This window comes from Pseudomonas sp. SWRI18, from assembly GCF_014268345.1.
Lineage (GTDB): Bacteria > Pseudomonadota > Gammaproteobacteria > Pseudomonadales > Pseudomonadaceae > Aquipseudomonas > Aquipseudomonas cedrina.
The window spans coordinates 285529-311129 of the sequence record NZ_JACCQQ010000001.1 but is presented as its reverse complement, the minus strand read 5'-3'; the positions used below and the strand labels follow the sequence as shown (position 1 = coordinate 311129).

At 61.1% G+C, this 25601-nt stretch carries 25 protein-coding genes and 1 pseudogene; 12 read left to right on the top strand and 14 right to left on the bottom strand.

The window, feature by feature from the left end:
- Positions 1–5: 5 nt before the first annotated feature.
- The gene (locus H0Z09_RS01385) at positions 6–578 is read left to right on the top strand and encodes a xanthine phosphoribosyltransferase (protein WP_186686393.1); all 573 of its coding nucleotides are present in this window, start codon (positions 6–8) and stop codon (positions 576–578) included.
- Positions 579–741: 163 nt separating this feature from the next.
- On the opposite strand, the gene H0Z09_RS01380 is transcribed toward H0Z09_RS01385, so the two are convergent.
- The 6 genes from H0Z09_RS01380 to dadA all read right to left on the bottom strand — a co-directional run bounded on the left by H0Z09_RS01380 (position 742) and on the right by dadA (position 6841).
- The gene (locus tag H0Z09_RS01380; protein WP_186686378.1) at positions 742–2664 is read right to left on the bottom strand and encodes an acetyl-CoA hydrolase/transferase family protein; all 1923 of its coding nucleotides are present in this window, start codon (positions 2662–2664) and stop codon (positions 742–744) included.
- Positions 2665–2797: 133 nt separating this feature from the next.
- Positions 2798–3214 carry a c-type cytochrome gene (locus tag H0Z09_RS01375; RefSeq protein WP_186686981.1) on the bottom strand — a complete coding sequence of 139 codons (417 nt, stop codon included), beginning with the start codon at positions 3212–3214 and terminating at the stop codon, positions 2798–2800.
- A 179-nt stretch (positions 3215–3393) separates the two neighbouring features.
- Complete coding sequence (locus H0Z09_RS01370) at positions 3394–3942, bottom strand: cupin domain-containing protein (protein WP_003176893.1); 549 nt, start codon at positions 3940–3942, stop codon at positions 3394–3396.
- 116 nt (positions 3943–4058) lie between these two features.
- Positions 4059–5132 carry an alanine racemase gene (alr, locus tag H0Z09_RS01365; RefSeq protein ID WP_186686375.1) on the bottom strand — a complete coding sequence of 358 codons (1074 nt, stop codon included), beginning with the start codon at positions 5130–5132 and terminating at the stop codon, positions 4059–4061.
- 82 nt (positions 5133–5214) lie between these two features.
- Complete coding sequence (locus H0Z09_RS01360; RefSeq protein ID WP_186686373.1) at positions 5215–5568, bottom strand: RidA family protein; 354 nt, start codon at positions 5566–5568, stop codon at positions 5215–5217.
- Positions 5540–6841, bottom strand: coding sequence for a D-amino acid dehydrogenase (gene dadA, locus H0Z09_RS01355; RefSeq protein WP_186686371.1), 1302 nt, complete (start codon positions 6839–6841; stop codon positions 5540–5542). The genes H0Z09_RS01360 and dadA overlap by 29 nt, the downstream gene beginning before the upstream one ends.
- A 155-nt stretch (positions 6842–6996) precedes the next feature.
- On the opposite strand from dadA, the gene H0Z09_RS01350 reads away from it, so the two are divergent.
- Positions 6997–7485: an Lrp/AsnC ligand binding domain-containing protein gene (locus H0Z09_RS01350; RefSeq protein WP_003176896.1), complete on the top strand. Its 489-nt coding sequence runs from the start codon at positions 6997–6999 to the stop codon at positions 7483–7485.
- A gap of 84 nt (positions 7486–7569) precedes the next feature.
- Here H0Z09_RS01350 and H0Z09_RS01345 read toward each other — a convergent pair whose 3' ends face one another.
- The gene (locus H0Z09_RS01345) at positions 7570–7923 is read right to left on the bottom strand and encodes a YkgJ family cysteine cluster protein (RefSeq protein WP_186686369.1); all 354 of its coding nucleotides are present in this window, start codon (positions 7921–7923) and stop codon (positions 7570–7572) included.
- A 113-nt stretch (positions 7924–8036) separates the two neighbouring features.
- Here H0Z09_RS01345 and H0Z09_RS01340 point away from each other — a divergent pair, with 113 nt between their 5' ends.
- Positions 8037–9329 (top strand): FAD-binding oxidoreductase, encoded by a 1293-nt coding sequence (locus tag H0Z09_RS01340; RefSeq protein WP_186686367.1) that lies wholly within the window; start codon positions 8037–8039, stop codon positions 9327–9329.
- Position 9330: 1 nt separating this feature from the next.
- Here H0Z09_RS01340 and H0Z09_RS01335 read toward each other — a convergent pair whose 3' ends face one another.
- On the bottom strand, positions 9331–9555 hold the full coding sequence (locus tag H0Z09_RS01335) for a DUF1127 domain-containing protein (protein ID WP_186686365.1): 225 nt from the start codon (positions 9553–9555) through the stop codon (positions 9331–9333).
- 168 nt (positions 9556–9723) lie between these two features.
- Here H0Z09_RS01335 and H0Z09_RS01330 point away from each other — a divergent pair, with 168 nt between their 5' ends.
- Together H0Z09_RS01330 and H0Z09_RS01325 are read left to right on the top strand one after the other, a co-directional pair.
- Positions 9724–11148: a PLP-dependent aminotransferase family protein gene (locus tag H0Z09_RS01330; protein WP_076952030.1), complete on the top strand. Its 1425-nt coding sequence runs from the start codon at positions 9724–9726 to the stop codon at positions 11146–11148.
- Positions 11149–11210: 62 nt separating this feature from the next.
- Positions 11211–12779, top strand: a complete 1569-nt coding sequence (locus tag H0Z09_RS01325) for a phospholipase D family protein (protein ID WP_186686363.1) — start codon at positions 11211–11213, stop codon at positions 12777–12779.
- A 17-nt stretch (positions 12780–12796) separates the two neighbouring features.
- Here H0Z09_RS01325 and H0Z09_RS01320 read toward each other — a convergent pair whose 3' ends face one another.
- Together H0Z09_RS01320 and H0Z09_RS01315 are read right to left on the bottom strand one after the other, a co-directional pair.
- Positions 12797–13945 (bottom strand): MFS transporter, encoded by a 1149-nt coding sequence (locus H0Z09_RS01320; protein ID WP_186686361.1) that lies wholly within the window; start codon positions 13943–13945, stop codon positions 12797–12799.
- Between the two features lie 149 nt (positions 13946–14094).
- On the bottom strand, positions 14095–15588 hold the full coding sequence (locus H0Z09_RS01315) for an aldehyde dehydrogenase (RefSeq protein ID WP_186686358.1): 1494 nt from the start codon (positions 15586–15588) through the stop codon (positions 14095–14097).
- A 230-nt stretch (positions 15589–15818) separates the two neighbouring features.
- On the opposite strand from H0Z09_RS01315, the gene H0Z09_RS01310 reads away from it, so the two are divergent.
- A complete protein-coding gene (locus H0Z09_RS01310) occupies positions 15819–16181 on the top strand; it encodes a cupin domain-containing protein (RefSeq protein ID WP_186686355.1) in 363 nt (120 codons plus the stop codon).
- Positions 16182–16300: 119 nt separating this feature from the next.
- Here H0Z09_RS01310 and rpmG read toward each other — a convergent pair whose 3' ends face one another.
- Positions 16301–16456, bottom strand: a complete 156-nt coding sequence (rpmG, locus tag H0Z09_RS01305) for a 50S ribosomal protein L33 (protein WP_003176906.1) — start codon at positions 16454–16456, stop codon at positions 16301–16303.
- An 11-nt stretch (positions 16457–16467) separates the two neighbouring features.
- Positions 16468–16701, bottom strand: a complete 234-nt coding sequence (rpmB, locus tag H0Z09_RS01300) for a 50S ribosomal protein L28 (protein WP_003176907.1) — start codon at positions 16699–16701, stop codon at positions 16468–16470.
- 458 nt (positions 16702–17159) lie between these two features.
- Here rpmB and H0Z09_RS01295 point away from each other — a divergent pair, with 458 nt between their 5' ends.
- Positions 17160–18752, top strand: coding sequence for an ABC transporter substrate-binding protein (locus H0Z09_RS01295; RefSeq protein WP_186686353.1), 1593 nt, complete (start codon positions 17160–17162; stop codon positions 18750–18752).
- 26 nt (positions 18753–18778) lie between these two features.
- On the opposite strand, the gene radC is transcribed toward H0Z09_RS01295, so the two are convergent.
- A complete protein-coding gene (radC, locus tag H0Z09_RS01290) occupies positions 18779–19453 on the bottom strand; it encodes a DNA repair protein RadC (protein ID WP_076952036.1) in 675 nt (224 codons plus the stop codon).
- A 152-nt stretch (positions 19454–19605) separates the two neighbouring features.
- On the opposite strand from radC, the gene coaBC reads away from it, so the two are divergent.
- The 4 genes and pseudogenes from coaBC to argB all read left to right on the top strand — a co-directional run bounded on the left by coaBC (position 19606) and on the right by argB (position 23860).
- Entirely contained in the window at positions 19606–20814 is a 1209-nt protein-coding gene (gene coaBC / locus H0Z09_RS01285) for a bifunctional phosphopantothenoylcysteine decarboxylase/phosphopantothenate--cysteine ligase CoaBC (protein ID WP_076952037.1), read from the top strand.
- 5 nt (positions 20815–20819) lie between these two features.
- Positions 20820–21275, top strand: coding sequence for a dUTP diphosphatase (gene dut, locus H0Z09_RS01280; protein WP_186686351.1), 456 nt, complete (start codon positions 20820–20822; stop codon positions 21273–21275).
- A 238-nt stretch (positions 21276–21513) separates the two neighbouring features.
- Positions 21514–22935: pseudogene (locus H0Z09_RS01275) on the top strand (phosphomannomutase/phosphoglucomutase); the annotation flags it as partial.
- Positions 22936–22954: 19 nt separating this feature from the next.
- The gene (gene argB, locus H0Z09_RS01270; protein WP_076952040.1) at positions 22955–23860 is read left to right on the top strand and encodes an acetylglutamate kinase; all 906 of its coding nucleotides are present in this window, start codon (positions 22955–22957) and stop codon (positions 23858–23860) included.
- A gap of 202 nt (positions 23861–24062) precedes the next feature.
- Here the strand turns inward: argB and pyrE are convergent, their stop codons facing one another.
- Positions 24063–24707: an orotate phosphoribosyltransferase gene (gene pyrE, locus H0Z09_RS01265; RefSeq protein ID WP_186686347.1), complete on the bottom strand. Its 645-nt coding sequence runs from the start codon at positions 24705–24707 to the stop codon at positions 24063–24065.
- Positions 24708–24789: 82 nt separating this feature from the next.
- On the opposite strand from pyrE, the gene H0Z09_RS01260 reads away from it, so the two are divergent.
- Positions 24790–25569, top strand: coding sequence for an exodeoxyribonuclease III (locus H0Z09_RS01260; RefSeq protein WP_003176915.1), 780 nt, complete (start codon positions 24790–24792; stop codon positions 25567–25569).
- The last annotated feature ends 32 nt before the right edge of the window (positions 25570–25601 follow it).

The window sequence follows — 25601 nt, the reverse complement described above, 5'->3', positions numbered from 1 at the left end:
TTTCCGTGGAAGCACTGCATAAGAAAATTCGCGAAGAAGGCATCGTGCTTTCCGATCAGGTTCTCAAGGTCGACGCCTTTTTGAACCACCAGATCGATCCGGCGCTGATGAAGCTGATCGGCGACGAATTCGCCGCGCGGTTCAAGGATTCGGGCATCACCAAGATCGTCACCATCGAGGCCTCGGGCATTGCACCGGCGATCATGACGGGGCTGAACCTTGGCGTGCCGGTGATCTTCGCGCGCAAGCAGCAATCCCTGACCCTGACCGAAAACCTGCTGTCGGCGACGGTGTATTCCTTCACCAAGAAGGTCGAAAGCACCGTGGCGATTTCCCCGCGCCACCTGACCAGCAGCGACCGCGTGTTGGTAATTGATGACTTTCTGGCCAACGGCAAAGCGTCCCAGGCGTTGATTTCGATCATCAAGCAGGCGGGCGCGACGGTCGCGGGCCTGGGGATCGTGATCGAGAAGTCGTTCCAGGGTGGCCGCGCGGAGCTGGATGCGCAGGGTTATCGGGTCGAGTCGCTGGCGCGGGTTAAATCGCTGGCGGGTGGCGTCGTTACCTTTATCGATTAATCGCGACCTCGCACGTATCTGGTGCGAGCACGGTTAAAGATGTGGGAGCGGGCTTGCTCGCGAATGCAGTCTGTCAGTCAATGATGTATTGACTGACACTGCGCATTCGCGAGCAAGTCGAATCGTCGCACCGCCGCTCCCACATTTGGTTTTGTGGTGTCTGTTAGTGCGCGGTTGCCTGTAAACCCGCCAGCAATAGGCGCTGATACAGATCCTCTTTCAAACCCTGCGGCTTATCCAACTGCATCCGCTTCAAATGCCCAGGAAACGCCTCCGGCTCCGGTGCATCCAGCGCCGCCTTGCCCAACTCCAGGATCTCCGTCAGCTTGAACTTGCTCTTTAGCCAGTTCAGCGCGCGCAACAGGTCCCGCTCCTCATCCGTGAAATCACTGCCCAGCGGATACTCCGTAAACAACCGGCGATGGCGCGCTTGAATAGCCTGTAGCCGTTCGGGCGTGTTGTCGGCAAAGCGCGGATCCAGTTGAAAATCCTTGGGCAACTTGCCGGCCTTCTGCGCCTGCTCGATCAAATCATGCTGGAAGCGTGAGTCGGTGATGTTAAGCAACGCCTCGATTACCTTGGCATCCGTCTGGCCACGCAGATCAGCGATTCCGTACTCGGTGATGACAATATCGCGCAGGTGCCGAGGAATCGTGCAGTGACCATAATCCCAAACGATATTGGAACTGACCTCCCCCGCCGACTCGCGCCAGCTGCGCAGGATCAGGATCGACCGCGCGCCTTCCAGCGCATGGCCCTGGGCAACGAAGTTGTACTGCCCGCCCACGCCGCTGAGCACCCGCCCATCTTCGAGTTGGTCAGCCACGCCCGCACCGAGCAGCGTCACCATGATCGCGCTGTTGATAAACCGCGCATCCAGGCGTTGCAGGCGCTTGAGCTCTTCCTGGCCGTAGAGCTCGTTGATATAGCTGATGCGGGTCATGTTGAATTCGAGACGCTTGGCGTGGGTCATTTCCTGCAGGCGCTGGTAAAAACTGCGCGGACCGAGAAAGAAACCGCCGTGGATCGAGATGCCGTCGGGCTGTGCCGCATCATCGAGGGTGCCGGCGTTGGCCTGCGCCTGGGTCGCCACGTCGGGGTAGACTTTGCGGCGGATAATTCCCGCGTCCGCCAGCACCAACAGGCCGTTGACGAACATCTCGCTGCAACCATAAAGACCGCGGGCGAAGGGGTCGACCCCGCCTTCACGGCTGATCAGCGGCGCCCATTGGTACACGTCGAGGTCGGTGAGCAGCAATCGATAGGCTTCGTTGTCGGCCTGGCGCGCCAATAGCGCGGCGGTCAGCGCATCGCCCATGGAGCCAATGCCGATCTGCAAGGTGCCGCCGTCACGCACCAGGGTGCTGGCATGCAGGCCGATAAAGTGGTCCTGGAAGCCCACCGGCATGTTCGGCGTGGAGAACAGCGTGGTGCTGTCTTTTTCGTCGATCAGGTAGTCGAAGGCATCCATGCCCAATTCGGCATCACCCGGCATATAGGGCAACTCGGTGTGAACCTGGCCTACGATCAGGATGGTTTCCCCGGCATCACGTCGCTTGGCAATCATCGGCAACAGATCCAGCGAAATATCCGGGTTACAGCTGAGGCTCAGACGATCAGGGTGTTCCGGGCTGCTCGCCACCAATTGCGCCACCAGGTTCAGGCCTGCGGCATTGATGTCGCGGGCAGCGTGGCTGTAGTTGCTGCTGACGTAATCCTGCTGGGCCGACTCGCTGTGGAGCAGGCTACCGGGCTGCATGAAGAACTGCTGCACGTGGATGTTTTTCGGGAGACGGTCTTTGTGCAGGTCGGCGAGGAAATCCAGTTCGGGATAATCGCCGAATACTCGTTCGATAAAGGGCTCGAGAAAGCGTTTCTGCAAGCCGTCGCCCAGTGTGGGTCGGCCCAGGCTCAACGCGGTATAGATCGTCAACGACCGTTCCGGCAACTTGGCGACACGGCGGTACAGCGCGTTGGCAAACAGGTTGGGCTTGCCCAGGCCAAGCGGCATGCCCATGTGGATATGCGCCGGCAAGCGCGCCAGTACGTCGTCAACTGCTTGCTCGATTGAACACAACTGCACCATCCGACCCTCCTGAACATTCCATGATTGGGGCTTGGACAGAGCGTGGCGGGTCTTTGCTGCAAAGAACAGCCTGGAAACACAAATTAAGCGCACAAAAAAGCCGCTGATCAGCGGCTTTTTTACGAAGATCGGTTTATTTCAGACCCGACATCTTCTGGATTGCACCCTTGAGTTCTTCATCCGAGCAATCCGCACACGTGCCCTTGGGCGGCATGGCGTTGATACCCGTGATGGCCTTGGCCAGAATGCCGTCGAGGCCGCCCTGGTGGTCGGCGCGCTCTTTCCAGGCCGCGGTATCGCCGATTTTCGGGGCGTTCAGCAGGCCAGTGCCATGGCAGGCGTTGCAGTGCTTGGCGATCACTTCGTCCGGGGTCTTGGCCCCCCCGCCACCGCCCGCCGCCACTGCGACTTCCATCCCCTTGCATTCCTGGCCCTGTACGCAAACCTGGCCCACAGGCTCCAGGCGCTTGGCAATGTCATCATTGGTCGCAGCTTGAGCGCTGACAGCCCATAGGGCCAGTACGGTTGCTGGTGCAGCCAGCATTTTCATAATTAGGTTCACGCGTTCACCCTCATGGTGGCTATTCACGCCTGCGGCCACGGTTTCGCAGGCGGCGAAAGTATAACGGTTAGCCCGCCTGGCCGAAACAACCCTATTAAATAAAGGGAGATTCCGTCTCGCGGATACTGCACGGGGGTCTCTGCAACGCTGGCAGGACGCCTCTTTTGTTAAAAGTTCGCGGGGGTGGCTGCGCTGATTAGTCGCGCCGGCACGTCGAACGGATTGCGAAAACGATGGGGCTTGGTACTTTCAAAGTAGTAGCTATCGCCGGCTTCGAGCACAAAAGTTTCGAGACCGACCACCAACTCCAGACGGCCTTCCACCAGAATCCCGGTTTCCTCGCCTTCATGGGTGAGCATTTCTTCGCCCGTATCGGCACCCGGCGGGTAGATTTCGTTGAGAAACGCGATCGCCCGGCTCGGGTGCGCCCGGCCGACCAGTTTCATCGTCACGGCACCGTCGGAGATATCGATCAGCTCATTGGCTTTATAGACGATCTGCGTCGGTATTTCCTGGAGGATCTCCTCGGAAAAGAACTCGACCATCGACATGGGGATGCCGCCCAGCACCTTGCGCAAGGAGCTGATCGAGGGGCTGACGCTGTTTTTTTCGATCATCGAAATGGTGCTGTTGGTGACACCCGCGCGCTTGGCGAGCTCGCGCTGGGAAAGACCCTTCAGTTTACGGATGGATTGCAGTCGTTCGCCGACGTCCAATGCAGGTGCCTCCTAGGATTCAGGCTTTGTTGTAATTGAGCGTTATCATGGCGACAGCGTTCAGTATTTACAACACTTGGGCCTAAATCCCAAGCAGTGGCGTTCGTGCCTGGCGCTCAAGCGCCGCAATAGAGCCTTGGCACGCGGCGCAGGTTGCAGAACAGCTGGTAGGGAATGGTATCGGCGGCGACCGCGACGTCACTGGCGAGGATATGCTTGCCCCACAGCTCCACCGTGGAACCGAGGCCGGCCTGCGGCACGTCGGTCAGGTCGATGCACAGCATGTCCATGGACACGCGCCCCAGCAACTGACTGCGTTGCCCGGCCACCCACACCGGCGTGCCCGTCGGTGCATGGCGCGGGTAGCCGTCGGCGTAACCCATGGCCACTACACCGATGCGCATCGGTTTTGGCGTGATGAATTTGGCACCGTAACCCACCGGCTCGCCGGACGGCAGCTCTCGTACGCAGATAACCTTGGATTCCAGGGTCATCACCGGTTGCAGACGCGAAGCCACCGCCTGCTCTTCGCCGAACGGCGTGGCGCCGTAGAGCATGATGCCGGGGCGCACCCAATCACTGGACACCTTCGGCCAGCCCATCACCGATGGCGAATTGCGCAGGCTGACCTCGGCCGACAAGCCCTTGCGCGCCGCCTCAAATACCGCCACCTGTTCATCACTGCGTACGCAGTCGAGTTCATCGGCGCGGGCAAAGTGGCTCATCAATACAATCTTGGCCACTTTCCCGCTGGCCAGCAGGCGCTGGTAAGCCTCGTGGTAGTCCTTGGGGTGCAGGCCAACGCGGTGCATGCCCGAGTCGAGCTTGAGCCAGACGGTCAGCGGTTTGCCCAGCCTGGCCTGTTCGATGGCCTCCAGTTGCCACAACGAATGCACCACGCACCACAAGTCATGCTCGATGATCAGCGGCAGCTCGTCAGCTTCGAAAAAACCTTCCAACAGCAACACCGGCGCGCGAATGCCAGCGGCGCGCAGCTCCAAGGCTTCCTCGATGCAGGCCACAGCAAACCCATCTGCCTCAGCCTCCAGCGCCTGGGCCACGCGCACGGCGCCATGGCCGTAGGCATCGGCCTTGATCACGACAAGGGCCTTGGCCCCAGTGACTTCGCGAGCCAGTTGGTAGTTGTGGCGCAGGGCCTTAAGGTCGATGAGGGCACGGGCTGGACGCATGGCGGCGGGCTTCTAGGCGGCAGAGTGAAAAATCGGCACCGACAGATGACGTCAGCGCCGGGAGAGGGATCTTTGTTAAGGGTTAAGGCATGGCCGCCACGACGGACAGTTCTACCAGGATTTGCGGTTCGCACAGCTTGGCTTCAACGGTGGCGCGAGCCGGCGCAACGCCTTTGGGCAGCCACTCGTCCCATACGCGGTTCATGCCGGCAAAATCGGCATCAATGTCTTTGAGGTAGATCGTCACCGACAGCAGCTTGGTCTTGTCGGTACCGGCCAGGTCCAGCAGACGCTCGATGTTGGCCAGGGTCTCCCGGGTCTGTTGTTCAATCCCGGCACTCATGTCGTCGCCGACCTGCCCGGCCAGGTACACGGTACCGCTGTGGACAACGATCTGACTCATGCGCTCATTGGTGAGCTGGCGCTGGATTGACATGTTTTGCGGACTCCTGGTGGTTGCCATAACGGGAAATATCGAGGCCTGCGGCGCTGATCTGCGGCGTCTTTTTCGCCATCAGGTCGGCCAGCAAGCGCCCGGAACCACAGGCCATGGTCCAGCCAAGCGTGCCATGACCGGTGTTCAGGAACAGGTTCTTGAACGGGGTGGCTCCGACAATTGGCGTGCCGTCGGGTGTGGTCGGGCGCAGGCCGGTCCAGAACGTGGCTTCGGTCAAATCGCCGCCCTGAGGATAAAGGTCGTTGACGATCATCTCCAGGGTTTCGCGTCGGCGCGGGTTGAGCGACAGGTCAAAACCGGCTATTTCAGCCATGCCGCCGACGCGGATGCGGTTGTCGAAACGGGTGATCGCGACCTTGTAGGTCTCGTCCAGAATGGTGGAAGTCGGTGCCATCGCCGGGTTGGTGATAGGCACGGTCAGCGAGTAACCCTTGAGCGGGTAGACCGGCGCCTTGATCCCCAGCGGCTTGAGCAATTTCGGCGAATAACTGCCGAGGGCCAGCACGTAGCGGTCCGCGGTTTCCAGCTTGCCGTCGATCCACACGCCGTTGATGCGGTCGCCGGCGTAATCGAGGCGCTGGATATCCTGCTCGAAACGAAATTGCACACCCAATTGCTTGCACATGTCGGCCAGGCGGGTCGTGAACATCTGGCAGTCGCCCGTCTGGTCGTTCGGCAGGCGCAGGGCTCCGGCGAGGATATCCGTGACACTGGCCAGGGCCGGCTCGATGCGGGCGATGCCGGCGCGGTCGAGCAGTTCGAACGGCACGCCGGACTCCTTCAACACCGCAATGTCTTTGGCCGCGCCATCGAGCTGGGCCTGTGTGCGGAACAGTTGGGTAGTCCCTAGGCTGCGGCCTTCGTAGGCAATGCCGGTCTCGGCGCGCAGTTCATCGAGGCAATCGCGGCTGTACTCGGACAGACGCACCATGCGCTCCTTGTTCACCGCGTAACGGCTGGCGGTGCAGTTGCGCAGCATCTGCGCCATCCACAGGTATTGATCGATATCGGCGGTGGCCTTGATCGCCAGCGGTGCGTGGCGCTGCAACAGCCATTTGATGGCCTTGAGCGGCACACCCGGCGCGGCCCATGGCGACGCATACCCTGGGGACACCTGGCCGGCGTTGGCGAAACTGGTTTCCATGGCCGCGGCGGGCTGGCGGTCGACCACGACCACGTCAAAGCCGGACCGCGCCAAATAGTAGGCACTGGTCACACCAATGACGCCGCTACCCAAGACCAGAACGCGCATTTTATATCCTCATCGCGGGCAAGGCCGCTGACGTGTGTTATTCGAGCAATGATGAGCGCAGTGTAAAAAACTATAGCCAGTGCAATTCACTATATAAGTGCCTATATTTGGCGACAATTCTCGGCAAAAACCCTTTTCACAGAGGCGTATCCCCTATGCGTACCAACACCCAGACCAAGCGGGAGCTGGACAAGATCGACCGCAATATCCTGCGCATCCTGCAAACCGATGGGCGTATTTCGTTCACGGAGCTGGGAGAAAAGGTTGGGCTGTCGACCACGCCGTGCACTGAGCGGGTGCGCCGGCTGGAGCGCGAGGGGATCATCATGGGCTACAACGCGCGGCTCAACCCCCAGCATTTAAAGGGCAGCTTGCTGGTATTTGTCGAGATCAGCCTCGATTACAAGTCCGGCGACACCTTTGAGGAATTCCGCCGCGCCGTGTTGAAACTGCCCCATGTACTGGAGTGCCACCTGGTGTCGGGGGACTTTGATTACCTGGTGAAAGCGCGAATTTCCGAGATGGCGTCTTACCGCAAACTGCTCGGTGATATCCTGCTCAAACTGCCCCATGTGCGGGAATCCAAGAGCTATATCGTGATGGAAGAGGTGAAGGAGAGCCTGAACCTGCCAATCCCTGACTGACCCACTGACACAACACGGTCAATGTGGGAGCGGCGGTGCGACGATTCGACTTGCTCGCTCCCACATTTTGAACGCGTACACCCGTTACACCAACACTTGCCGCGTGCTCGCCATGTACTCGTGAATCTGCTTTTCCACCCGCGGGTGAATCAGCTCAACCGGCCCCCGCCCATTGGGGCACGGCAAGCTCTTGGTGGTGCCGAACAGCCGGCAGATCAGCGGCCTTTCGTCGTACACCGTGCAGCCATGGGGGCCCAGGTGCACGCAGTTCAGCTCATCCATGGCGGCATCCTGCTCGGCGGCGGTCTTACGTGGCAGGCGTGACATCTCCTCGGGCGAGGTGGTCACCGGCCCGCAGCAATCGTGACAACCTGAGACGCATTCGAACGACGGTATCTGCCGACGCAGCGCGCTGATTTTCTGACTGTTGCAACTCATCGAAACCCATACCGAACGGCGAATAAGCGTGGAGTCTGCCGCAAAATGAGCTGCGCAGACAGCTTCGTCCGACCGTTGTATCCTGCGTCAAATTTTCCAAACAGGCATGCCCCATGACCGCCAGCGCCCAGCACACCGCGTCTTACTACGCCGCAAGCAGCCTGCCGCAGCCCGACTACCCTGCCCTTAAGGGCGAAGTGACGGCCGACGTGTGCGTGGTCGGTGGGGGATTTTCCGGGCTCAACACGGCACTGGAGCTGGCCGAACGCGGTTTCAGCGTGGTGTTGCTCGAAGCGCGCAAGATCGCCTGGGGCGCCAGCGGACGTAACGGCGGCCAATTGATTCGCGGTGTCGGCCATGGCCTGGACCAGTTCGCCAATGCGATCGGCACCGACGGCGTACGCCAGATGAAGCTGATGGGCCTGGAAGCGGTGGAGATTGTGCGTGAGCGCGTCGAGCGCTTTCGCATCCCGTGCGACCTGACCTGGGGTTACTGCGACCTCGCCAACAAACCGCGTGACCTGCAGGGTTTGGCCGAAGACGCTGAAGAACTGCGCAGCCTGGGTTACCGGCATGCAGTACGCCTGCTGCAAGCCAGCGAAATGGGCAGCGTGATCGGTTCCGAGCGTTATGTAGGCGGCATGATCGATATGGGCTCCGGCCACTTGCACCCGCTGAACCTGGCCCTGGGTGAAGCCGCCGCGGCGCAGCAACTGGGCGTGAAGCTGTTCGAACAGTCCGAAGTCACGCGCATCGACTACGGTGCTGAAGTCAACGTGCACACCGCCCGGGGCAACGTGCGCGCCAAGACCCTGGTGCTGGCGTGCAATGCCTACCTCAATGGCCTCAACCCTCACCTGAGCGGCAAAGTGTTGCCTGCCGGCAGCTACATCATCGCCACCGAGCCATTGAGCGAAACCCAGGCTACCCGCCTGTTGCCGCAGAACATGGCGGTGTGCGACCAGCGTGTCACGGTGGACTACTTCCGGCTGTCCGCCGACCGTCGCCTGCTGTTCGGCGGTGCTTGCCACTATTCCGGCCGTGATCCCCAGGACATCGGCGCCTATATGCGTCCAAAAATGCTGCGCGTGTTCCCGCAATTGGCCGAGGTGAAGATTGATTACCAGTGGGGCGGCATGATCGGCATCGGGGCGAACCGCCTACCGCAGATTGGCCGGTTGGCCGACCAACCCAACGTGTATTACGCCCAGGCCTACGCTGGCCACGGCCTCAACGCCACCCATCTGGCGGGCAAGTTGTTGGCCGAAGCGATCAGCGGCCAGCAACAGGGTCGCTTTGACCTGTTCGCCCAAGTGCCGCACATGACCTTCCCCGGCGGCAAGCACCTGCGCTCGCCGCTGCTGGCCCTGGGAATGCTCTGGCATCGTCTCAAAGAGTTGGTGTAAGTCAGCTGCGCCAGAAGGGCTTCAAGCCTTCCTGGCGTGCCTGTTCGGCGCTCAGCCCGACGTCGCGAAGTTGCTCGCGGCTCAGGTGCAGCAACGCCTTGCGCGTGTGACGACGCTGCCAGAACAGACGCCAGCCGCTGTTATGGCGCGGCGCCGTCGCCCGTTCCTGTCCAGCCTCCAGTTCCTGGCTGTGTAACGCCAGCCGCACATCGCTTATTCCGTTCATGTTTATTGCCCCTCATTTGCTGTGTTGCCATGAGAGAGCAGCATGGGCGTGCGGCAAAAACCATTACAGATTCAACCTAACTTTATTAAATCCATACAGACGCTGCCTATGAGCGGCTGAATCCTGTATTTTGCGCTTATCTGTACTGGTGCTCCGGGAGCAACCGCCATGACCCTCTATGTGAACCTCGCCGAATTACTGGGCACGCGCATCGAACAGGGCTTCTACCGCCCCGGTGATCGCTTGCCTTCTGTACGGGCCTTGAGCGTGGAGCATGGGGTCAGCCTGAGCACCGTGCAGCAGGCCTACCGTTTGCTGGAAGACAATGGGTTGGCGATGCCCAAACCGAAATCCGGCTACTTCGTACCGGTCGGTCGCCAGCTGCCCGCGCTGCCCGAGGTTGGCCGCCCGGCTCAACGGCCGGTGGAGATTTCCCAGTGGGACCAGGTGCTGGAGTTGATCCGCGCGGTCCCGCGCAAAGATGTCATACAGCTGGGTCGCGGCATGCCGGATGTATTGTCGCCCACCCTCAAGCCCCTGCTGCGCAGCCTGGCGCGGGTGAGTCGCCGCCAGGACTTGCCCGGTCTGTATTACGACAACATCCTCGGCTGTATGGAATTGCGTGAGCAAATTGCGCGACTGTCATTGGATTCCGGCTGCCAGCTCACAGCCGAGGACATTGTGATCACCACCGGCTGCCATGAGGCGCTGTCGGCCAGCATTCACGCTATCTGTGAACCTGGCGATATCGTCGCGGTGGACTCGCCGAGCTTCCACGGCGCGATGCAGACCCTTAAGGGCCTGGGCATGAAAGCCCTGGAAATTCCCACCGACCCGATCACCGGCATCAGCCTTGAAGCCCTGGAATTGGCCCTGGAGCAGTGGCCGATCAAAATCATCCAGCTGACGCCCAACTGCAACAACCCGCTGGGCTACATCATGCCGGAGGCGCGCAAACGTGCGTTGCTGACCCTGGCCCAGCGCTTTGACGTAGCGATTATCGAAGACGATGTATACGGCGAACTGGCTTACAGCTACCCGCGCCCACGCACCATCAAGTCCTTCGACGAAGACGGCCGTGTCTTGTTGTGCAGTTCCTTCTCGAAAACCCTGGCGCCCGGCCTGCGCATCGGGTGGGTCGCGCCCGGCCGATACCTGGAACGGGTGCTGCACATGAAGTACATCAGCACCGGCTGCACCGCCACGCAGCCACAAATCGCGATCGCCGAATTTCTCAAGGGTGGGCATTTTGAGCCCCATTTGCGCCGGATGCGCAGCCAATACCAGCGCAACCGCGACCTGATGCTCGATTGGGTCAGCCGTTATTTCCCTGCGGGCACCCGCGCCAGCCGCCCCCAAGGCAGCTTCATGCTGTGGATAGAACTGGCCGAAGGCTTCGACACCCTCAAGCTCAACCGTATGCTGGTGGAGCAAGGCGTACAGATCGCGGTGGGCAGCATTTTTTCTGCGTCGGGCAAATACCGCAACTGCCTGCGCATGAACTACGCTGCCAAGCCAACCGCTCAAATCGAAGAAGCCGTGCGCAAGGTCGGTGCGGCCGCGAGCAAATTGATGGCCGAAGCGGTCGACTGACCTTTCCAGGGAAATAGCCGTCATATACCGACAACCGCCCTGATCTGGAAGCAACTCCCTTGATGATTCAACGGCTATTTCCGTTTTTCCTGTTGGGAGCCCTGGCCCTGGGCGGCTGCGCCACAGTGCACGCACCGCGAATCCCCAGCGACGCCCTGCCCGCCGCGCAGTCGTCGTTCGGCCGCTCGATCCAGGCCCAGGCCGCGCCGTACCAGGGCCGTTCGGGCTTCCGCCTGTTGCCCAACAGCAGCGAGGCGTTCATGGCCCGCGCCGAGTTGATCCGCAACGCCCAGACCAGCCTCGACCTGCAGTACTACATCGTGCATGACGGTATCAGCACCCGCATGCTGGTGGACGAACTGCTCAAGGCTGCCGACCGTGGCGTGCGCGTGCGCATCCTGCTGGACGACACCACCAGCGACGGCCTCGACCAGGTCATCGCCACCCTCGCTACCCATCCCAGCATCGAGATCCGCCTGTTCAACCCCTTGCACCTGGGGCGCAGCACCGGCGTGACGCGGGCCATGGGCCGCCTGTTCAACCTGTCGCTGCAACATCGGCGCATGCACAACAAGCTGTGGCTGGCGGACAACAGCGTGGCCATCGTCGGCGGACGCAACCTGGGGGACGAATATTTCGATGCAGAGCCCAACCTGAACTTCACCGATATCGACATGCTCAGCGTGGGGCCGGTGGCCGAGCAATTGGGGCACAGTTTCGACCAGTACTGGAACAGTGCGCTGAGCAAGCCGATTGATGACTTCGTCTCCATTACACCGTCCAGAGGCGACCTGGCCGCTGCGCGCGTGCGCCTGGAAGCCTCCCTGGCCGAGTCGCGCCAGCAGAACCACGCGCTGTACAACCGCTTGCGCACCTACCAGACCCAACCGCGCATGGACACCTGGCGCCGGGAGCTGATCTGGGCCTGGAACCAGGCGCTGTGGGACGCACCGAGCAAAGTGCTGGCCAAGGCCGACCCGGATCCTCGGTTGTTGCTCACCACGCAACTGGCGCCGGAACTGGACGGGGTCACCCATGAATTGATGATGATCTCGGCGTATTTCGTGCCGGGGCAACCGGGGCTGGTGTACCTGACCGGCCGCGCCGATGCCGGCGTGTCGGTCAGCCTGCTGACCAACTCCCTGGAAGCCACTGACGTACCGGCCGTGCACGGTGGTTATGCGCCCTATCGCAAGGCACTGCTGGAACACGGGGTCAAACTCTACGAATTGCGCCGCCAACCCGGTGACCCCAGCGCAGGTAGCGGGCCGCACCTGTTTCGACGCAGCTCGTTTCGTGGCTCGGATTCCAGCCTGCACAGCAAGGCGATAATCTTCGATCGCACGAAGTCGTTTATCGGGTCGTTCAACTTCGATCCACGTTCAGTGCTGTGGAACACCGAAGTCGGCGTGCTGGTGGACAGTCCCGAGTTGGCGGAACACGTGCGCAACCTGGCGCTGCAAGGCATGGCGCCGGCGTTGAGCTATGAAGCGAAATTGCAGGATGGGCAAGTGGTGTGGGTGACCGAAGATAACGGCCAATTGCATACCCTGACCAATGAGCCAGGCAGTTGGTGGCGCAGGTTTAATGCCTGGTTCGCTACCTCTGTCGGGCTGGAACGCATGTTGTAGGAATAGCGAAGATCATTTCAAGTTGAGACTGGCTGTGTTGCGCCAAATGCACCCTGACGCAATAACAGCAGTACCAACCCCAACGCACCGGCCGCCATCAACAGCGCCAGCGCATGCCCGTTGATCCACTGGCTGCCGGCACCGGCCACCAGCGGGCCGATCAGGCACCCGATCCCCCACAACTGCGCAATGTGGGCATTGGCGCGCACCAGCGCATCGTCGCGGTAACGCTCGCCAATCAGGATCAGCGACAGGGTGAACAGCCCGCCGGCGCTGGCGCCGAACACCACCCATACCGGCCAGATCAGCGGTGTATGCATCAACAACGGGACGGCCAGGCTCGACACCAGCAACAGCACCGCACAACTGAGGAACAGCGTGCGCCGTGGCAGGTAGTCAGCCAGCGCGCCAATCGGCAGTTGCAGCAGCGCATCGCCGGCCACCACGGTGCTGACCATCGCCAAGGCGACCTCGGCAGTGAAACCTTGTTGCAGGCAATACACCGGCAGCAACGTCAGGATCATCGCTTCGAATGCGGCGAACAAGGCCACCGCCCAGGCGATGGCCGGCAGACTCAGGCAGAAGCGCCACAAGTCGGCGAAGGTCACGCTGAAGGCCTCGGCGGTCGGCGCGCCGGAACGACCCAGCAGCAGCAGGGGCGCCACCATCAACAGGCCGACGCCGACCCAGAACCCGTAGTCATGGTCGGTGCCGATCAGTCCCAGCAACAAGGGGCCCGACAGTTGGCTCAAGGCATAACTGCAGCCATACAGCGCCACCAGCCGGCCACGCCACTGCTCCACCACCAACTGGTTGATCCAGCTTTCGCCGAGGATAAACACGATGGTCAGGATCACCCCGATCATCAACCGCAACACCAGCCACACCGGGTAGTTGGGCAGGATGGCCAGCAAGCCGATGGACACCGCGCCGGCCCAGAGGCACAGGCGCATGAGATTGGCCGTGCCGAGCCATGACGCCATGCGACTGGACACCTTGGCGCCGAGCAGTACACCAAAGGCCGGCATCGCCGCCATCACCCCGATGGCGAAACTGCCGTAGCCCCAGCTTTCGAGGCGCAAGGACACCAGCGGCATGCTGACGCCCAGGGCCAGGCCAACGCTGAGTACCGAGGCCAGCACGGCGAAATAAGTCGCCCAACGCATTCCGTGCTCCTGTGGATAGTTTTGAAGGTCACGCAAAACAGTGTGGGAGCGGGCTTGCTCGCGAATGCCGGTGTGCCAGTCAATACATCCGCGACTGTCATACCGCATTCGCGAGCAAGCCCGCTCCCACATTTGGCTTGCGGTGCTGCTTACAGCTTGATCCAGGTCGCCTTGAGTTCGGTGTACTTGTCGAACGCATGCAGCGACTTGTCGCGACCGTTACCCGACTGCTTGAAGCCACCAAACGGCGCGGTCATGTCGCCGCCATCGTACTGGTTGACCCACACACTGCCGGCACGCAGCGCCTTGGCGGTGAGGTGCGCCTTGGAGATATCGGCGGTCCACACCGCTGCAGCCAGGCCGTAGACCGTGTCGTTGGCGATCTTGACCGCCTCCTCGGCGCTGTCGAAAGTGATCACCGACAGGACCGGGCCAAAAATCTCTTCCTGGGCGATTTTCATCGCGTTGGTCACACCGTCAAAAATCGTCGGTTCCACATAAGTGCCACCGGTTTCTTCCAGGGTGCGCTTGCCACCGGCGACCAACTTGGCGCCATCGGCATGGCCGGCTTCGATGTACGAAAGCACGGTGTTCATTTGCTGAGTGTCCACCAGCGCGCCCACGTTGGTGGCCGGGTCCAGCGGGTTGCCGGGTTTCCAGCCTTTGAGGGCCTCGATCACCAGCGGCAGGAAGGTGTCTTTGATGGAGCGCTCCACCAGCAGGCGCGAACCGGCAGTGCAGACTTCGCCCTGGTTGAAGGCGATGGCACCGGCGGCGGATTCGGCGGCGGCTTGCAGGTCCGGCGCATCGGCAAACACGATGTTCGGGCTCTTGCCACCCGCTTCCAGCCACACGCGCTTCATGTTCGACTCGCCGGAGCGGATCAACAGTTGCTTGGCGATCTTGGTCGAACCGGTGAACACCAGGGTATCGACGTCCATGTGCAGCGCCAGCGCATTGCCCACGGTGTGACCGTAGCCCGGCAGCACGTTGAACACGCCTTTGGGAATACCGGCTTCAACCGCCAGGGCCGCGATGCGGATGGCCGTCAGCGGGGATTTCTCGGACGGCTTGAGGATCACCGAGTTACCGGTCGACAACGCAGGCCCCAGTTTCCAGCAGGCCATCATCAGCGGGAAGTTCCACGGCACGATAGCGCCGACAACACCAACAGGCTCGCGCGTCACCAGACCAAGCTGGTCATGCGGGGTCGCGGCGACTTCGTCGTAGATCTTGTCGATGGCCTCGCCGCTCCAGCTCAGGGCATTCGCCGCGCCGGGTACGTCGATGTTCAGGGAGTCACTGATCGGCTTGCCCATGTCCAGGGTTTCGAGCAGCGCCAGCTCTTCGGCATTGGCCTTGAGCAACGCGGCGAAACGGAGCATGGCGGATTTGCGCTTGGCCGGCGCCAGGCGCGACCAGACGCCGGAATTGAAGGTGGCCCGGGCGTTTTCCACGGCGCGCTGGGCGTCGTCAGCGTCACAGCTGGCAACAGTGGCCAGCAGGCGGCCATCGACCGGGCTGATGCATTCGAAAGTGTCACCGGAAACGGCGGCGGTGTACTCGCCATTGATGTAGGCGCGGCCTTCGATCTTCAGGTCCTTGGCGCGTTGTTCCCAGTCGGCACGGGTCAGGGTGGTCATGCGAGTGTCCTCCTCTTATTGAATGCGAGGGCCAGGCGATGTGCCCCGGCAGCCTCAAGAATGCTTTGCCCCGCCAGCCAGCTGTTAGGCTCAAGGCAGCTGCCACCCTAAACCAGCGGCTGGGGATGTTTCAATATATTTGACACAGCGCCGGCAAACGCCCTTGCGGTGTGCATTTTAATAAACATAGACTTTGGGCTCTCCAATCGCAGGCCAGACGGGACACGCACATGAGCATCCAGGATATCGTCGACTTCAGCCAAGCCAACACCGCCCCCGAACGCTACCGCCCTGATGCCGAAAAAATCCTCAAGGGCGATCCCGAGCAAACCGTCTACAACCACTACAACAGTCCGTGCGGTCAGATGAATGCCGGCGTCTGGGAAGGTGAGGTCGGGCAATGGACGGTCAACTACACCGAGCATGAGTACTGCGAGATTGTGCAAGGCGTGTCCGTGCTGCGCGATGCCGGCGGCAATGCCAAGACCTTGCGCGCCGGCGACCGCTTCGTGATCCCCGCCGGGTTCAGCGGCACCTGGGAGGTGCTGGAGCCCTGCCGCAAGATCTACGTAGTGTTCGAACAGAAAGCCTGAGGTTACAGCGGGGCGCAGAGCGTCCGGGGCGGGGTTACCGCGCAGAGCGTGGGAACCATCAGACAAAAAAAAGCCCGGATCGTGAGAACCGGGCTTTTTTTCACAAGGAAGAAAATCAATTACTTGATTTTGCCTTCTTTGTAGATCACGTGCTTGCGAACGCGCGGGTCGAACATTTTCTTTTCGAGCTTGTCCGGGGTAGTACGCTTGTTCTTGTCGGTAGTGTAGAAGTGACCAGTACCGGCGCTAGAGATCATTCGAATCAATTCACGCATGATAGAGCTCCTTAGATCTTGCCGGCGGCACGAATTTCGGCCAGCACGACAGTGATGCCACGCTTGTCGATAATACGCATGCCTTTGGCAGATACACGCAGGCGAACAAAACGTTTCTCTTCTTCAACCCAGAAGCGGTGATGCTGCAGGTTCGGCAGGAAACGACGACGGGTTTTGTTATTTGCGTGGGAAATGTTATTCCCAGTCACCGGACCCTTACCGGTAACTTGACAGACTCTCGACATGCCTCAGCCCTCTAAAACCACATGCCCAACCCGGCATGGGTTGGCCGCTTAATCTCTCAGTCATTTGGCGCCAGGCGCCGCGTTTCTTTAGGGTCTTACCGGCTACACCTACAAGCGAAGGAACCGGGCCCCTAGAAAAGAGCGCTGCTTTATACCAGAAAGACCCAGGTGCAACAACAGCCCGTGTGTTTTTACTGGCGTAAATCTTGGCGATAGACGCCTGAGCCGTTGCCAGGAGGGGCCGCTGTCGCAGCCGACCGCTCGTCGCACAGAATGATTTACAGCGCCTGCGTGCACGGTGAAGTGCGCGACCAAACGCGCTGAGGCGCCATCAAAACAGCATTTGAGGCAAAAGCACAGGCAAAAATGGGCTAGTCATTTAGCAATCAGACCACTACGGTAGGACTTTTCCAGACTGCACTCGCAGATGGGCCTTCGATCTGCAAAGGAAACCGAATATGCGCCTCGCTGCCCTACCGCTCTTGCTTGCCCCTCTATTTATCGCTCCGGCGGCGTTTGCGGCCACCAACCTGAGCGTTTGCACCGAGGCCAGCCCGGAAGGGTTCGATGTGGTGCAATACAACTCGCTGACCACCACCAACGCCTCCGCCGATGTGCTGATGAATCGCCTGGTGGACTATGACGCAGCCAGCGGCAAGCTGGTGCCAAGCCTGGCCGACAGCTGGGAAGTCTCGCCGGATGGCCTGACCTATACCTTCAAGCTGCACGCGGATGTGAAATTCCACCGCACCGACTACTTCACGCCAAGCCGTACCCTCACCGCCGAAGACGTGCGCTTCAGCTTCGAACGCATGCTCGACCCCGCCAACCCGTGGCACAAAATCGCCCAGAGCGGTTTCCCTCACGCCCAGTCCCTGCAGCTGCCCACCCTGGTCAAGAAAATAGACGCCCTCGACCCGCTGACCGTGCGTTTCACCCTGGATCACGCCGACTCTACCTTCCTCGCGGCCCTGAGCATGGGCTTTGCCTCGATCTATCCGGCGGAATATGCCGATAAGCTGCTCAAGGCCGGCACGCCGGAGAAGCTCAACAGCCAGCCGATCGGCACCGGGCCGTTCATTTTCAGCCGTTTCCAGAAAGATGCCGTGGTGCGCTACAAGGCCAACCCGGACTATTTCGCTGGCAAACCGGCTGTGGATAACTTGATCTTCGCCATCACTCCGGATGCCAACGTGCGCCTGCAGAAGTTGCACCGCAACGAATGCCAGATCGCCCTGTCGCCCAAGCCGCTGGATGTGGGCGCGGCCGAAAAGGACCCGGCGCTCAAGGTGGAAAAAACCGCCGCGTTCATGACGGCCTTCGTGGCCATCAACAGCCAGCACCCGCCCCTGGACAAGCCCGAAGTGCGCCAGGCAATCAACCTGGCCTTCGACAAAGGCAGCTACCTCAAGGCCGTATTCGAAGGGACTGCCGAAGCGGCCAACGGGCCGTTCCCGCCCAACACCTGGAGCTACGCCAAGGACCTGCCGGGTTACCCACAGGACATCGCCAAGGCCAAGGCACTGCTCGACCGTGCCGGCTTCAAAGAGGGATTCAAGACCACTATCTGGACCCGTCCCACCGGCAGCTTGCTGAACCCCAACCCGAACCTGGGCGCACAGCTGCTGCAGGCTGACCTGGCCAAGGTCGGCATCCAGGCCGAGATTCGCGTGATCGAATGGGGCGAGCTTATCCGCCGCGCCAAGGCCGGCGAACACGACCTGCTGTTCATGGGCTGGGCCGGCGATAACGGCGACCCGGATAACTTCCTCACCCCGCAATTCTCGTGCGCGGCGGTGAAGTCCGGCACCAACTTTGCCCGTTACTGCGACCCGGCCCTGGACAAGCTGATCAGCGCCGGCAAGACCACCAGCGAGCAAGGGGTGCGCAGCAAGCTGTATCAACAGGCCCAGGCACAGATCCAGCAGCAGGCGCTGTGGCTGCCGTTGGCACACCCAACGGCGTTTGCCCTGGCGCGCAAGAGTGTCCAGGGCTATCAGGTGAGCCCGTTCGGGCGCCAGGACTTTTCGAAAGTCAGCGTCAAGCCCTGAGCACCAGGCCCGCCTTCGGGGCGGGCCTACATCCAGCCATATTCCGCCATCGACAACGGGTCGCCATCCCCGACGATAATGTGATCCAGCACCCGCACATCCACCACTTCCAGGGCCTTCTGCAGCACCTTGGTCAATTTTCGATCAGCTGCACTGGGCTCGGCGCTGCCGGAAGGATGGTTGTGGCACAGGATCAACGCCGCGGCGTTATACGCCAGGGCACGCTTGACCACCTGTCGAGGGTAGACCACGGCGGCGTCGATGGTGCCTTGGGACAACGCCTCGAAACCCAGCACCCGATGCTTTGAATCAAGAAACAGGCAACCGAAGATCTCGTGGGGTTCATGGCGCAGCAATGCCTTGAGATAATCGCGCACAGCCACCGGGCTTTCCAACACCGAATCGGTGCGCAGGCGTTCGGCCATATGGCGTCGGGACATTTCCAGCACCGCCTGCAACTGGGCAAACTTCGCCGGCCCCAGCCCCAATTGCTGGCTGAACAGCGTCTGGCTGGCCTCCAGCAGCGGGCGTAAACCGCCAAATTGCGCCAACAGGTGACGCGCCAGGTCCACCGCGCTCCTGCCAGAAACCCCCGTGCGCAGGAAAATCGCCAGCAACTCGGCATCCGACAGACTTGCCGCTCCCCACTCCAAAAGTTTCTCTCGCGGCCGCTCTGCCACCGGCCAATCGCGAATACTCATCCTGACTCCCTCTCCCTATGCGCCACGTGCAGCGCTGTTGCCTCACGGACGCTGTGTTATCGTAGGCCCTCTTTTTTGCATGTGATTTCCCCTGGGGAGGGGGCATCGCAGGCGTCACTGAACCGGCATCACTGAACTGGAAAGGCAAACCAATGCAGCGTCTGTATCGGAAACGCATCGTTCTCGGCGTTGGCGGCGGCATTGCCGCCTACAAGAGCGCAGAGCTGGTCCGCAGGCTCCTCGACCACGGCGCCGAGGTGCGCGTGGTCATGACTCGCGGCGGCAGTGAGTTCATCACGCCACTGACCATGCAGGCCTTGTCCGGGCATCCGGTTCACCTGGACCTGCTGGACCCGGCAGCCGAAGCCGCGATGGGCCATATCGAACTGGCCAAATGGGCCGACCTGGTGCTGATCGCCCCGGCCACCGCCGACCTGATCGCGCGCCTGGCCCAGGGCATCGCCGACGATCTGCTGACCACCCTGGTACTCGCCACCGACGCCACCGTCGCCATTGCCCCGGCCATGAACCAGGCCATGTGGCGCGATCCGGCCACCCAGGCCAACACGCAACTGCTGCAAAGTCGTGGCCTGAAGGTGTTCGGCCCGGCGTCCGGCAGCCAGGCCTGCGGCGATGTCGGCATGGGCCGCATGCTCGAAGCCACCGACCTGGCGCTGTGCGCCGCCGAATGCTTCCAGCACCTGGCCCTGACCGGCAAGCACGTGCTGATCACGGCGGGCCCGACCCAAGAGAACATCGACCCGGTGCGCTACATCACCAACCATAGCTCAGGGAAAATGGGCTTCGCCCTGGCCGAAGCGGCGGTCGAGGCAGGCGCACGCGTGACCCTGATCACCGGCCCGGTGCATTTGCCGACCCCGGACCGGGTTACGCGAATCGACGTAGTCAGCGCCCGCGACATGCTGGCGGCCTGTGAGGCGGCCATTCCGTGCGACCTCTTTATCGCCTCGGCAGCGGTTGCGGACTACCGACCTGAAGTTGTCGCCCCGCACAAACTCAAGAAAGACCCTACAAGCGGTGACGGCCTGCTCCTGCAAATGGTGCGCAACCCGGACATCCTGGCCACCATCGCCACGCGTCCGGACCGTCCGTTCAGTGTCGGTTTCGCTGCCGAGACCGAGCATTTGCTGGACTACGCGGCACGCAAATTGAAAGACAAAAACCTCGACCTGATCGTTGCCAATGATGTCGCCAACCCGAGCATCGGCTTCAACAGCGAGGAAAACGCCTGCAGCGTGATCGACCGCGAGCTGCACGCCACCCTTTTCGCCCAGACCAGCAAAGGCAAGATTGCCCGCCAACTGATCTCTTTTATCGCCCAACGGCTGAACCAGGTTTAATCTCCATGCACGCTTTGCAAGCCAAGATCCTCGACCCCCGCATCGGTACCGAATTCCCGCTGCCCGCCTACGCCACTCCAGGCTCCGCCGGCCTCGACCTGCGCGCCATGCTCAAGGCAGACACCATCCTTGAGCCGGGCCAGACCCTGCTGATTCCGACCGGCCTGTCGATCTACGTGGGCGACCCTGGCCTCGCGGCGCTGATTTTGCCGCGCTCCGGCCTGGGCCATAAGCACGGCATCGTGCTGGGCAACCTGGTGGGCCTGATCGACTCGGACTACCAGGGCGAGCTGATGGTGTCGTGTTGGAACCGTGGCCAGACCGCGTTCAACATCGCCGTGGGTGAACGCATCGCCCAGTTGGTGCTGGTGCCGGTGGTGCAGGCGCGCTTCGAATTGGTGCAGGAATTCGATGAAACCCAACGCGGCGCCGGCGGTTTCGGGCATTCCGGCAGCCACTGACTGAGCTGAGTCAGGCCGGACGACGTAGTCCGGCCTTACGCCACCTCCGGGCGTTTCAGGACGAAGAATGCGTGGATTTTATCAGTGATATTTTCCGTTAAAAATCAAAGCGTTACGCAATCATCAAGAAGGAGCCCGTGCTCCGATGGCATTTTTGCACCACGAACTCTCTGCCGAAAACACCGTCATACCCTTCAGTTTGAGCCTGCCGGTCAGTCATTAAGGCCAGCCTTGCCCCCTTCAGATGGAGTTTCCCCCCGCGATGAGTACCGCAGCCCGAGTAGCCCCGACATTCCCCGACAGCATCTTTCGCGCCTATGACATTCGTGGCGTGGTGCCCAAGACGCTGACCGCCGAAACCGCCTACTGGATTGGCCGCGCCATCGGCTCCCAGAGCCTGGCCCAGGGCGAGCCCAACGTCTCGGTCGGCCGTGACGGTCGCCTTTCCGGCCCCGAGCTGGTGGAACAACTGATCCAGGGCCTGGCCGACAGCGGCTGCCACGTCAGCGACGTGGGCCTGGTGCCTACCCCGGCGCTGTACTACGCCGCCAACGTACTGGCCGGCAAATCCGGGGTGATGCTCACCGGCAGCCATAACCCGTCGGACTACAACGGTTTCAAGATCGTCATCGCGGGCGACACCCTGGCCAATGAACAGATCCAGGCCCTGCACACGCGCCTCAAAACCAACGACCTGACCAGCGGCCAGGGCAGCGTCACCAAAGTCGACATCCTGCAGCGCTACTCTGACGAAATCACCCGCGACGTCAAACTCGCGCGCCGCCTCAAGGTGGTGGTCGATTGCGGCAACGGGGCGGCCGGTGTAATCGCCCCGCAGTTGCTTGAGGCCCTGAACTGCGAAGTGATCCCCTTGTTCTGCGACGTCGACGGCAATTTCCCCAACCACCACCCGGACCCGGGCAAACCTGAAAACCTGGTGGACCTGATCGCCAAGGTCAAGGAAACCGGGGCTGATGTGGGCCTGGCCTTCGATGGCGACGGCGACCGCGTGGGCGTGGTGACCGAAACCGGCGAAATCGTGTTCCCGGACCGCCTGCTGATGCTGTTTGCCCGCGACGTGGTGGCGCGCAACCCCAACGCCGAAATCATCTTCGACGTGAAATGCACCCGCCGCCTGACGCCGCTGATCAAGGAATATGGCGGTCGCCCGCTGATGTGGAAGACCGGTCACTCGTTGATCAAAAAGAAAATGAAGGAAACCGGCGCGCTGTTGGCCGGTGAAATGAGCGGCCACGTGTTCTTCAAGGAGCGCTGGTTCGGCTTTGATGACGGTATTTACAGCGCCGCGCGCCTGCTGGAGATCCTCAGCAAGGAAAAATCGACGTGCGAGGAGCTGTTCCAGACCTTCCCGAACGATATTTCCACGCCAGAGATCAATATCCATGTGACCGAAGAGAGCAAATTCAGCATCATTGACGCACTGCACGATGCGCAATGGGGCGAAGGCGCCGAGCTGACTTCCATTGATGGTGTGCGAGTCGATTACGCCAAAGGCTGGGGCCTGGTTCGCGCGTCCAACACCACGCCGGTGCTGGTCCTGCGTTTCGAGGCGGATACCGAGGCCGAGTTGCAGCGCATCAAGGACGTGTTCCACGCCCAGTTGAAACGTGTTGCCCCTGATCTCCAATTACCGTTCTGATTTTCTACCGGAGCCCTGAATGACCCTCGAACGCGAAGCCGCTGCCAACACCGCCAAGGTCCTGTCCGAAGCGTTGCCTTACATTCGACGCTACGTCGGCAAGACGCTGGTGATCAAGTACGGCGGCAATGCCATGGAAAGCGAGGAGCTGAAAACCGGCTTCGCACGCGACATCGTGATGATGAAAGCCGTGGGGATCAACCCGGTCGTCGTGCATGGCGGCGGCCCGCAAATCGGCGACTTGCTCAAGCGATTGTCGATCGAGAGTCATTTCATCGATGGCATGCGCGTCACCGACGCGCAGACCATGGATGTGGTGGAGATGGTGCTCGGCGGCCAGGTCAACAAGGACATCGTCAACCTGATCAACCGCCACGGCGGCAGCGCCATCGGCCTGACCGGTAAAGACGCCGAGCTGATTCGCGCGAAAAAAATGACCGTGACCCGCCAGACGCCGGAGATGACACAGCCGGAAATCATTGACATCGGCCAAGTGGGTGAAGTGATCGGCATCAACACCGACCTGCTGAACCTGCTGGTCAAGGGCGACTTCATCCCGGTGATCGCGCCGATCGGCGTGGGCGCCAACGGCGAGTCCTACAACATCAACGCCGACCTGGTGGCGGGCAAAGTGGCCGAGGCACTGAAAGCTGAAAAGCTGATGTTGCTGACCAACATCGCCGGCCTGATGGACAAGGAAGGCAAGGTACTGACGGGCTTGACCACTCAACAGGTGGACGATCTGATCGCCGACGGCACCATCTACGGCGGCATGCTGCCGAAGATCCGTTGCGCGCTCGAAGCGGTGCAAGGCGGCGTCGGCAGCTCGCTGATCATCGACGGCCGGGTACCGAATGCGGTACTGCTGGAAATCTTCACGGATACCGGCATGGGCACGCTGATCAGTAACCGCAAGCGTCCTTAAACGCTGCAATCGAAAAGCCCCGCTCAATCGAATTGAGCGGGGCTTTTTTGTGTACGCTGATTTTTTCAGAAAAGTGGAGATCCCCTGTGGGAGCGGGCTTGCTCGCGAAAGCGGAGTGTCAGTTAGCGCATATATCACTGAATGGAAGCCTTCGCGAGCAAGCCCGCTCCCACACAAGCCCACTCCTGCAAAAGTTGTTGTATCAGACGCCGAATTGCTCGCGGTACGCACGCACAGCCGGCAAGTGCGGCTTGAGCTGTGGATCGTCTTCCAGGAACTGCAGCACCTGGTTCAGCGAGACAATGCTCACCACCGGAATGCCGAAATCGCGCTCCACTTCCTGGATGGCCGACAACTCACCATTGCCGCGCTCCTGGCGGTTCAGGGCGATCAGCACACCGGCGGCCTTGGCACCGTCCTGGGAGGCGATGATCTGCATCACTTCGCGGATGGCGGTGCCGGCGGTGATCACGTCGTCGATGATCAGCACGTCGCCAGTGAGCGGCGCGCCCACCAGGCTGCCGCCTTCGCCATGGGCCTTGGCTTCCTTGCGGTTGAAGCACCACGGCAGGTCCTTCCCGTGGTGCTCGGCCAGGGCCACGGCAGTCGCGGCGGCAAGGGGAATACCCTTGTAGGCCGGGCCGAACAGAACATCGAAGGAAATACCGCTTTCAACAATGGCGGCCGCGTAGAAACGACCCAGCTGAGCCAGGGCCGAACCCGAGTTGAACAAGCCTGCATTGAAGAAGTACGGGCTGGTGCGCCCGGACTTGAGGGTGAACTCACCGAAGCGCAAAACCCCGCGATCGATGGCGAAACGAATGAAATCGCGTTGATACGCCTGCATGAAAAAAGCCTCAGATACCACGGATTTAGCTAATTAGGTGGACGGCGTGTATCATACACGCACGCGATTTTTGGGGCCATTTATGCGGATCATCAGTGTGAACGTTAATGGTATTCAGGCTGCAGTCGAGCGTGGTTTGCTCAGTTGGCTGCAAGCCCAGAATGCCGACGTCATCTGCCTGCAGGATACCCGCGCCTCCGCCTTTGAACTGGACGACCCAGCCTTCCAACTGGATGGCTACTTCCTTTATGCCTGCGATGCCGAAGTACCCGCCCAAGGTGGCGTGGCTTTGTATTCGCGGTTGCAACCCAAGGCGGTCATCAGCGGCCTCGGCTTCGAGACAGCCGACCGCTACGGGCGCTACCTGCAAGCCGATTTCGACAAGGTCAGCATCGCGACCTTGCTGCTTCCTTCGGGGCAGAACGGCGATGAAGACTTGAACCAGAAGTTCAAGCTAATGGACGATTTCGCCCGTTACCTGGATAAACAGCGACGCAAACGTCGCGAGTACATTTATTGTGGCTCGCTGTACGTGGCGCAACAGAAGCTGGATATCAAGAACTGGCGCGACAGCCAGCAATCCCCGGGTTTCCTGGCGCCTGAACGGGCCTGGATGGACGAGATTGTCGGCAACATGGGTTATGTGGATGCCCTGCGCGAAGTCAGCCGCGAAGGCGACCAGTACAGCTGGTGGCCGGACAACGAACAGGCGGAGATGCTCAACCTGGGCTGGCGTTTCGACTACCAGTTGCTGACCCCCGGTCTGCGCCGGTTCGTTCGCAGCGCACGCCTGCCGCGCCAGCCGCGCTTCTCGCAGCACGCGCCGCTGATCGTGGACTACGACTGGACACTGACCATCTGAGGTCTTTTTCCAGGCACAAAAAAACCGACATC

Excerpts from the sequence above, each read along its gene's own strand:
- dut (WP_186686351.1), top strand. The coding sequence starts at position 20,820 with ATGCACGCTTTGCAAGCCAAGATCCTCGACCCCCGCATCGGTACCGAA.
- H0Z09_RS01335 (WP_186686365.1), bottom strand. The coding sequence starts at position 9,555 with ATGAACGGAATAAGCGATGTGCGGCTGGCGTTACACAGCCAGGAACTG.
- rpmB (WP_003176907.1), bottom strand. The coding sequence starts at position 16,701 with ATGTCGAGAGTCTGTCAAGTTACCGGTAAGGGTCCGGTGACTGGGAAT.
- H0Z09_RS01325 (WP_186686363.1), top strand. The coding sequence starts at position 11,211 with ATGATTCAACGGCTATTTCCGTTTTTCCTGTTGGGAGCCCTGGCCCTG.
- H0Z09_RS01375 (WP_186686981.1), bottom strand. The coding sequence starts at position 3,214 with ATGAAAATGCTGGCTGCACCAGCAACCGTACTGGCCCTATGGGCTGTC.
- H0Z09_RS01345 (WP_186686369.1), bottom strand. The coding sequence starts at position 7,923 with ATGAGTTGCAACAGTCAGAAAATCAGCGCGCTGCGTCGGCAGATACCG.
- H0Z09_RS01310 (WP_186686355.1), top strand. The coding sequence starts at position 15,819 with ATGAGCATCCAGGATATCGTCGACTTCAGCCAAGCCAACACCGCCCCC.
- H0Z09_RS01380 (WP_186686378.1), bottom strand. The coding sequence starts at position 2,664 with ATGGTGCAGTTGTGTTCAATCGAGCAAGCAGTTGACGACGTACTGGCG.
- H0Z09_RS01360 (WP_186686373.1), bottom strand. The coding sequence starts at position 5,568 with ATGTCAATCCAGCGCCAGCTCACCAATGAGCGCATGAGTCAGATCGTT.
- dadA (WP_186686371.1), bottom strand. The coding sequence starts at position 6,841 with ATGCGCGTTCTGGTCTTGGGTAGCGGCGTCATTGGTGTGACCAGTGCC.
- H0Z09_RS01340 (WP_186686367.1), top strand. The coding sequence starts at position 8,037 with ATGACCGCCAGCGCCCAGCACACCGCGTCTTACTACGCCGCAAGCAGC.
- H0Z09_RS01295 (WP_186686353.1), top strand. The coding sequence starts at position 17,160 with ATGCGCCTCGCTGCCCTACCGCTCTTGCTTGCCCCTCTATTTATCGCT.
- H0Z09_RS01260 (WP_003176915.1), top strand. The coding sequence starts at position 24,790 with ATGCGGATCATCAGTGTGAACGTTAATGGTATTCAGGCTGCAGTCGAG.
- pyrE (WP_186686347.1), bottom strand. The coding sequence starts at position 24,707 with ATGCAGGCGTATCAACGCGATTTCATTCGTTTCGCCATCGATCGCGGG.
- H0Z09_RS01315 (WP_186686358.1), bottom strand. The coding sequence starts at position 15,588 with ATGACCACCCTGACCCGTGCCGACTGGGAACAACGCGCCAAGGACCTG.
- rpmG (WP_003176906.1), bottom strand. The coding sequence starts at position 16,456 with ATGCGTGAATTGATTCGAATGATCTCTAGCGCCGGTACTGGTCACTTC.
- radC (WP_076952036.1), bottom strand. The coding sequence starts at position 19,453 with ATGAGTATTCGCGATTGGCCGGTGGCAGAGCGGCCGCGAGAGAAACTT.
- H0Z09_RS01350 (WP_003176896.1), top strand. The coding sequence starts at position 6,997 with ATGCGTACCAACACCCAGACCAAGCGGGAGCTGGACAAGATCGACCGC.
- argB (WP_076952040.1), top strand. The coding sequence starts at position 22,955 with ATGACCCTCGAACGCGAAGCCGCTGCCAACACCGCCAAGGTCCTGTCC.
- alr (WP_186686375.1), bottom strand. The coding sequence starts at position 5,132 with ATGCGTCCAGCCCGTGCCCTCATCGACCTTAAGGCCCTGCGCCACAAC.
- H0Z09_RS01320 (WP_186686361.1), bottom strand. The coding sequence starts at position 13,945 with ATGCGTTGGGCGACTTATTTCGCCGTGCTGGCCTCGGTACTCAGCGTT.
- coaBC (WP_076952037.1), top strand. The coding sequence starts at position 19,606 with ATGCAGCGTCTGTATCGGAAACGCATCGTTCTCGGCGTTGGCGGCGGC.
- H0Z09_RS01330 (WP_076952030.1), top strand. The coding sequence starts at position 9,724 with ATGACCCTCTATGTGAACCTCGCCGAATTACTGGGCACGCGCATCGAA.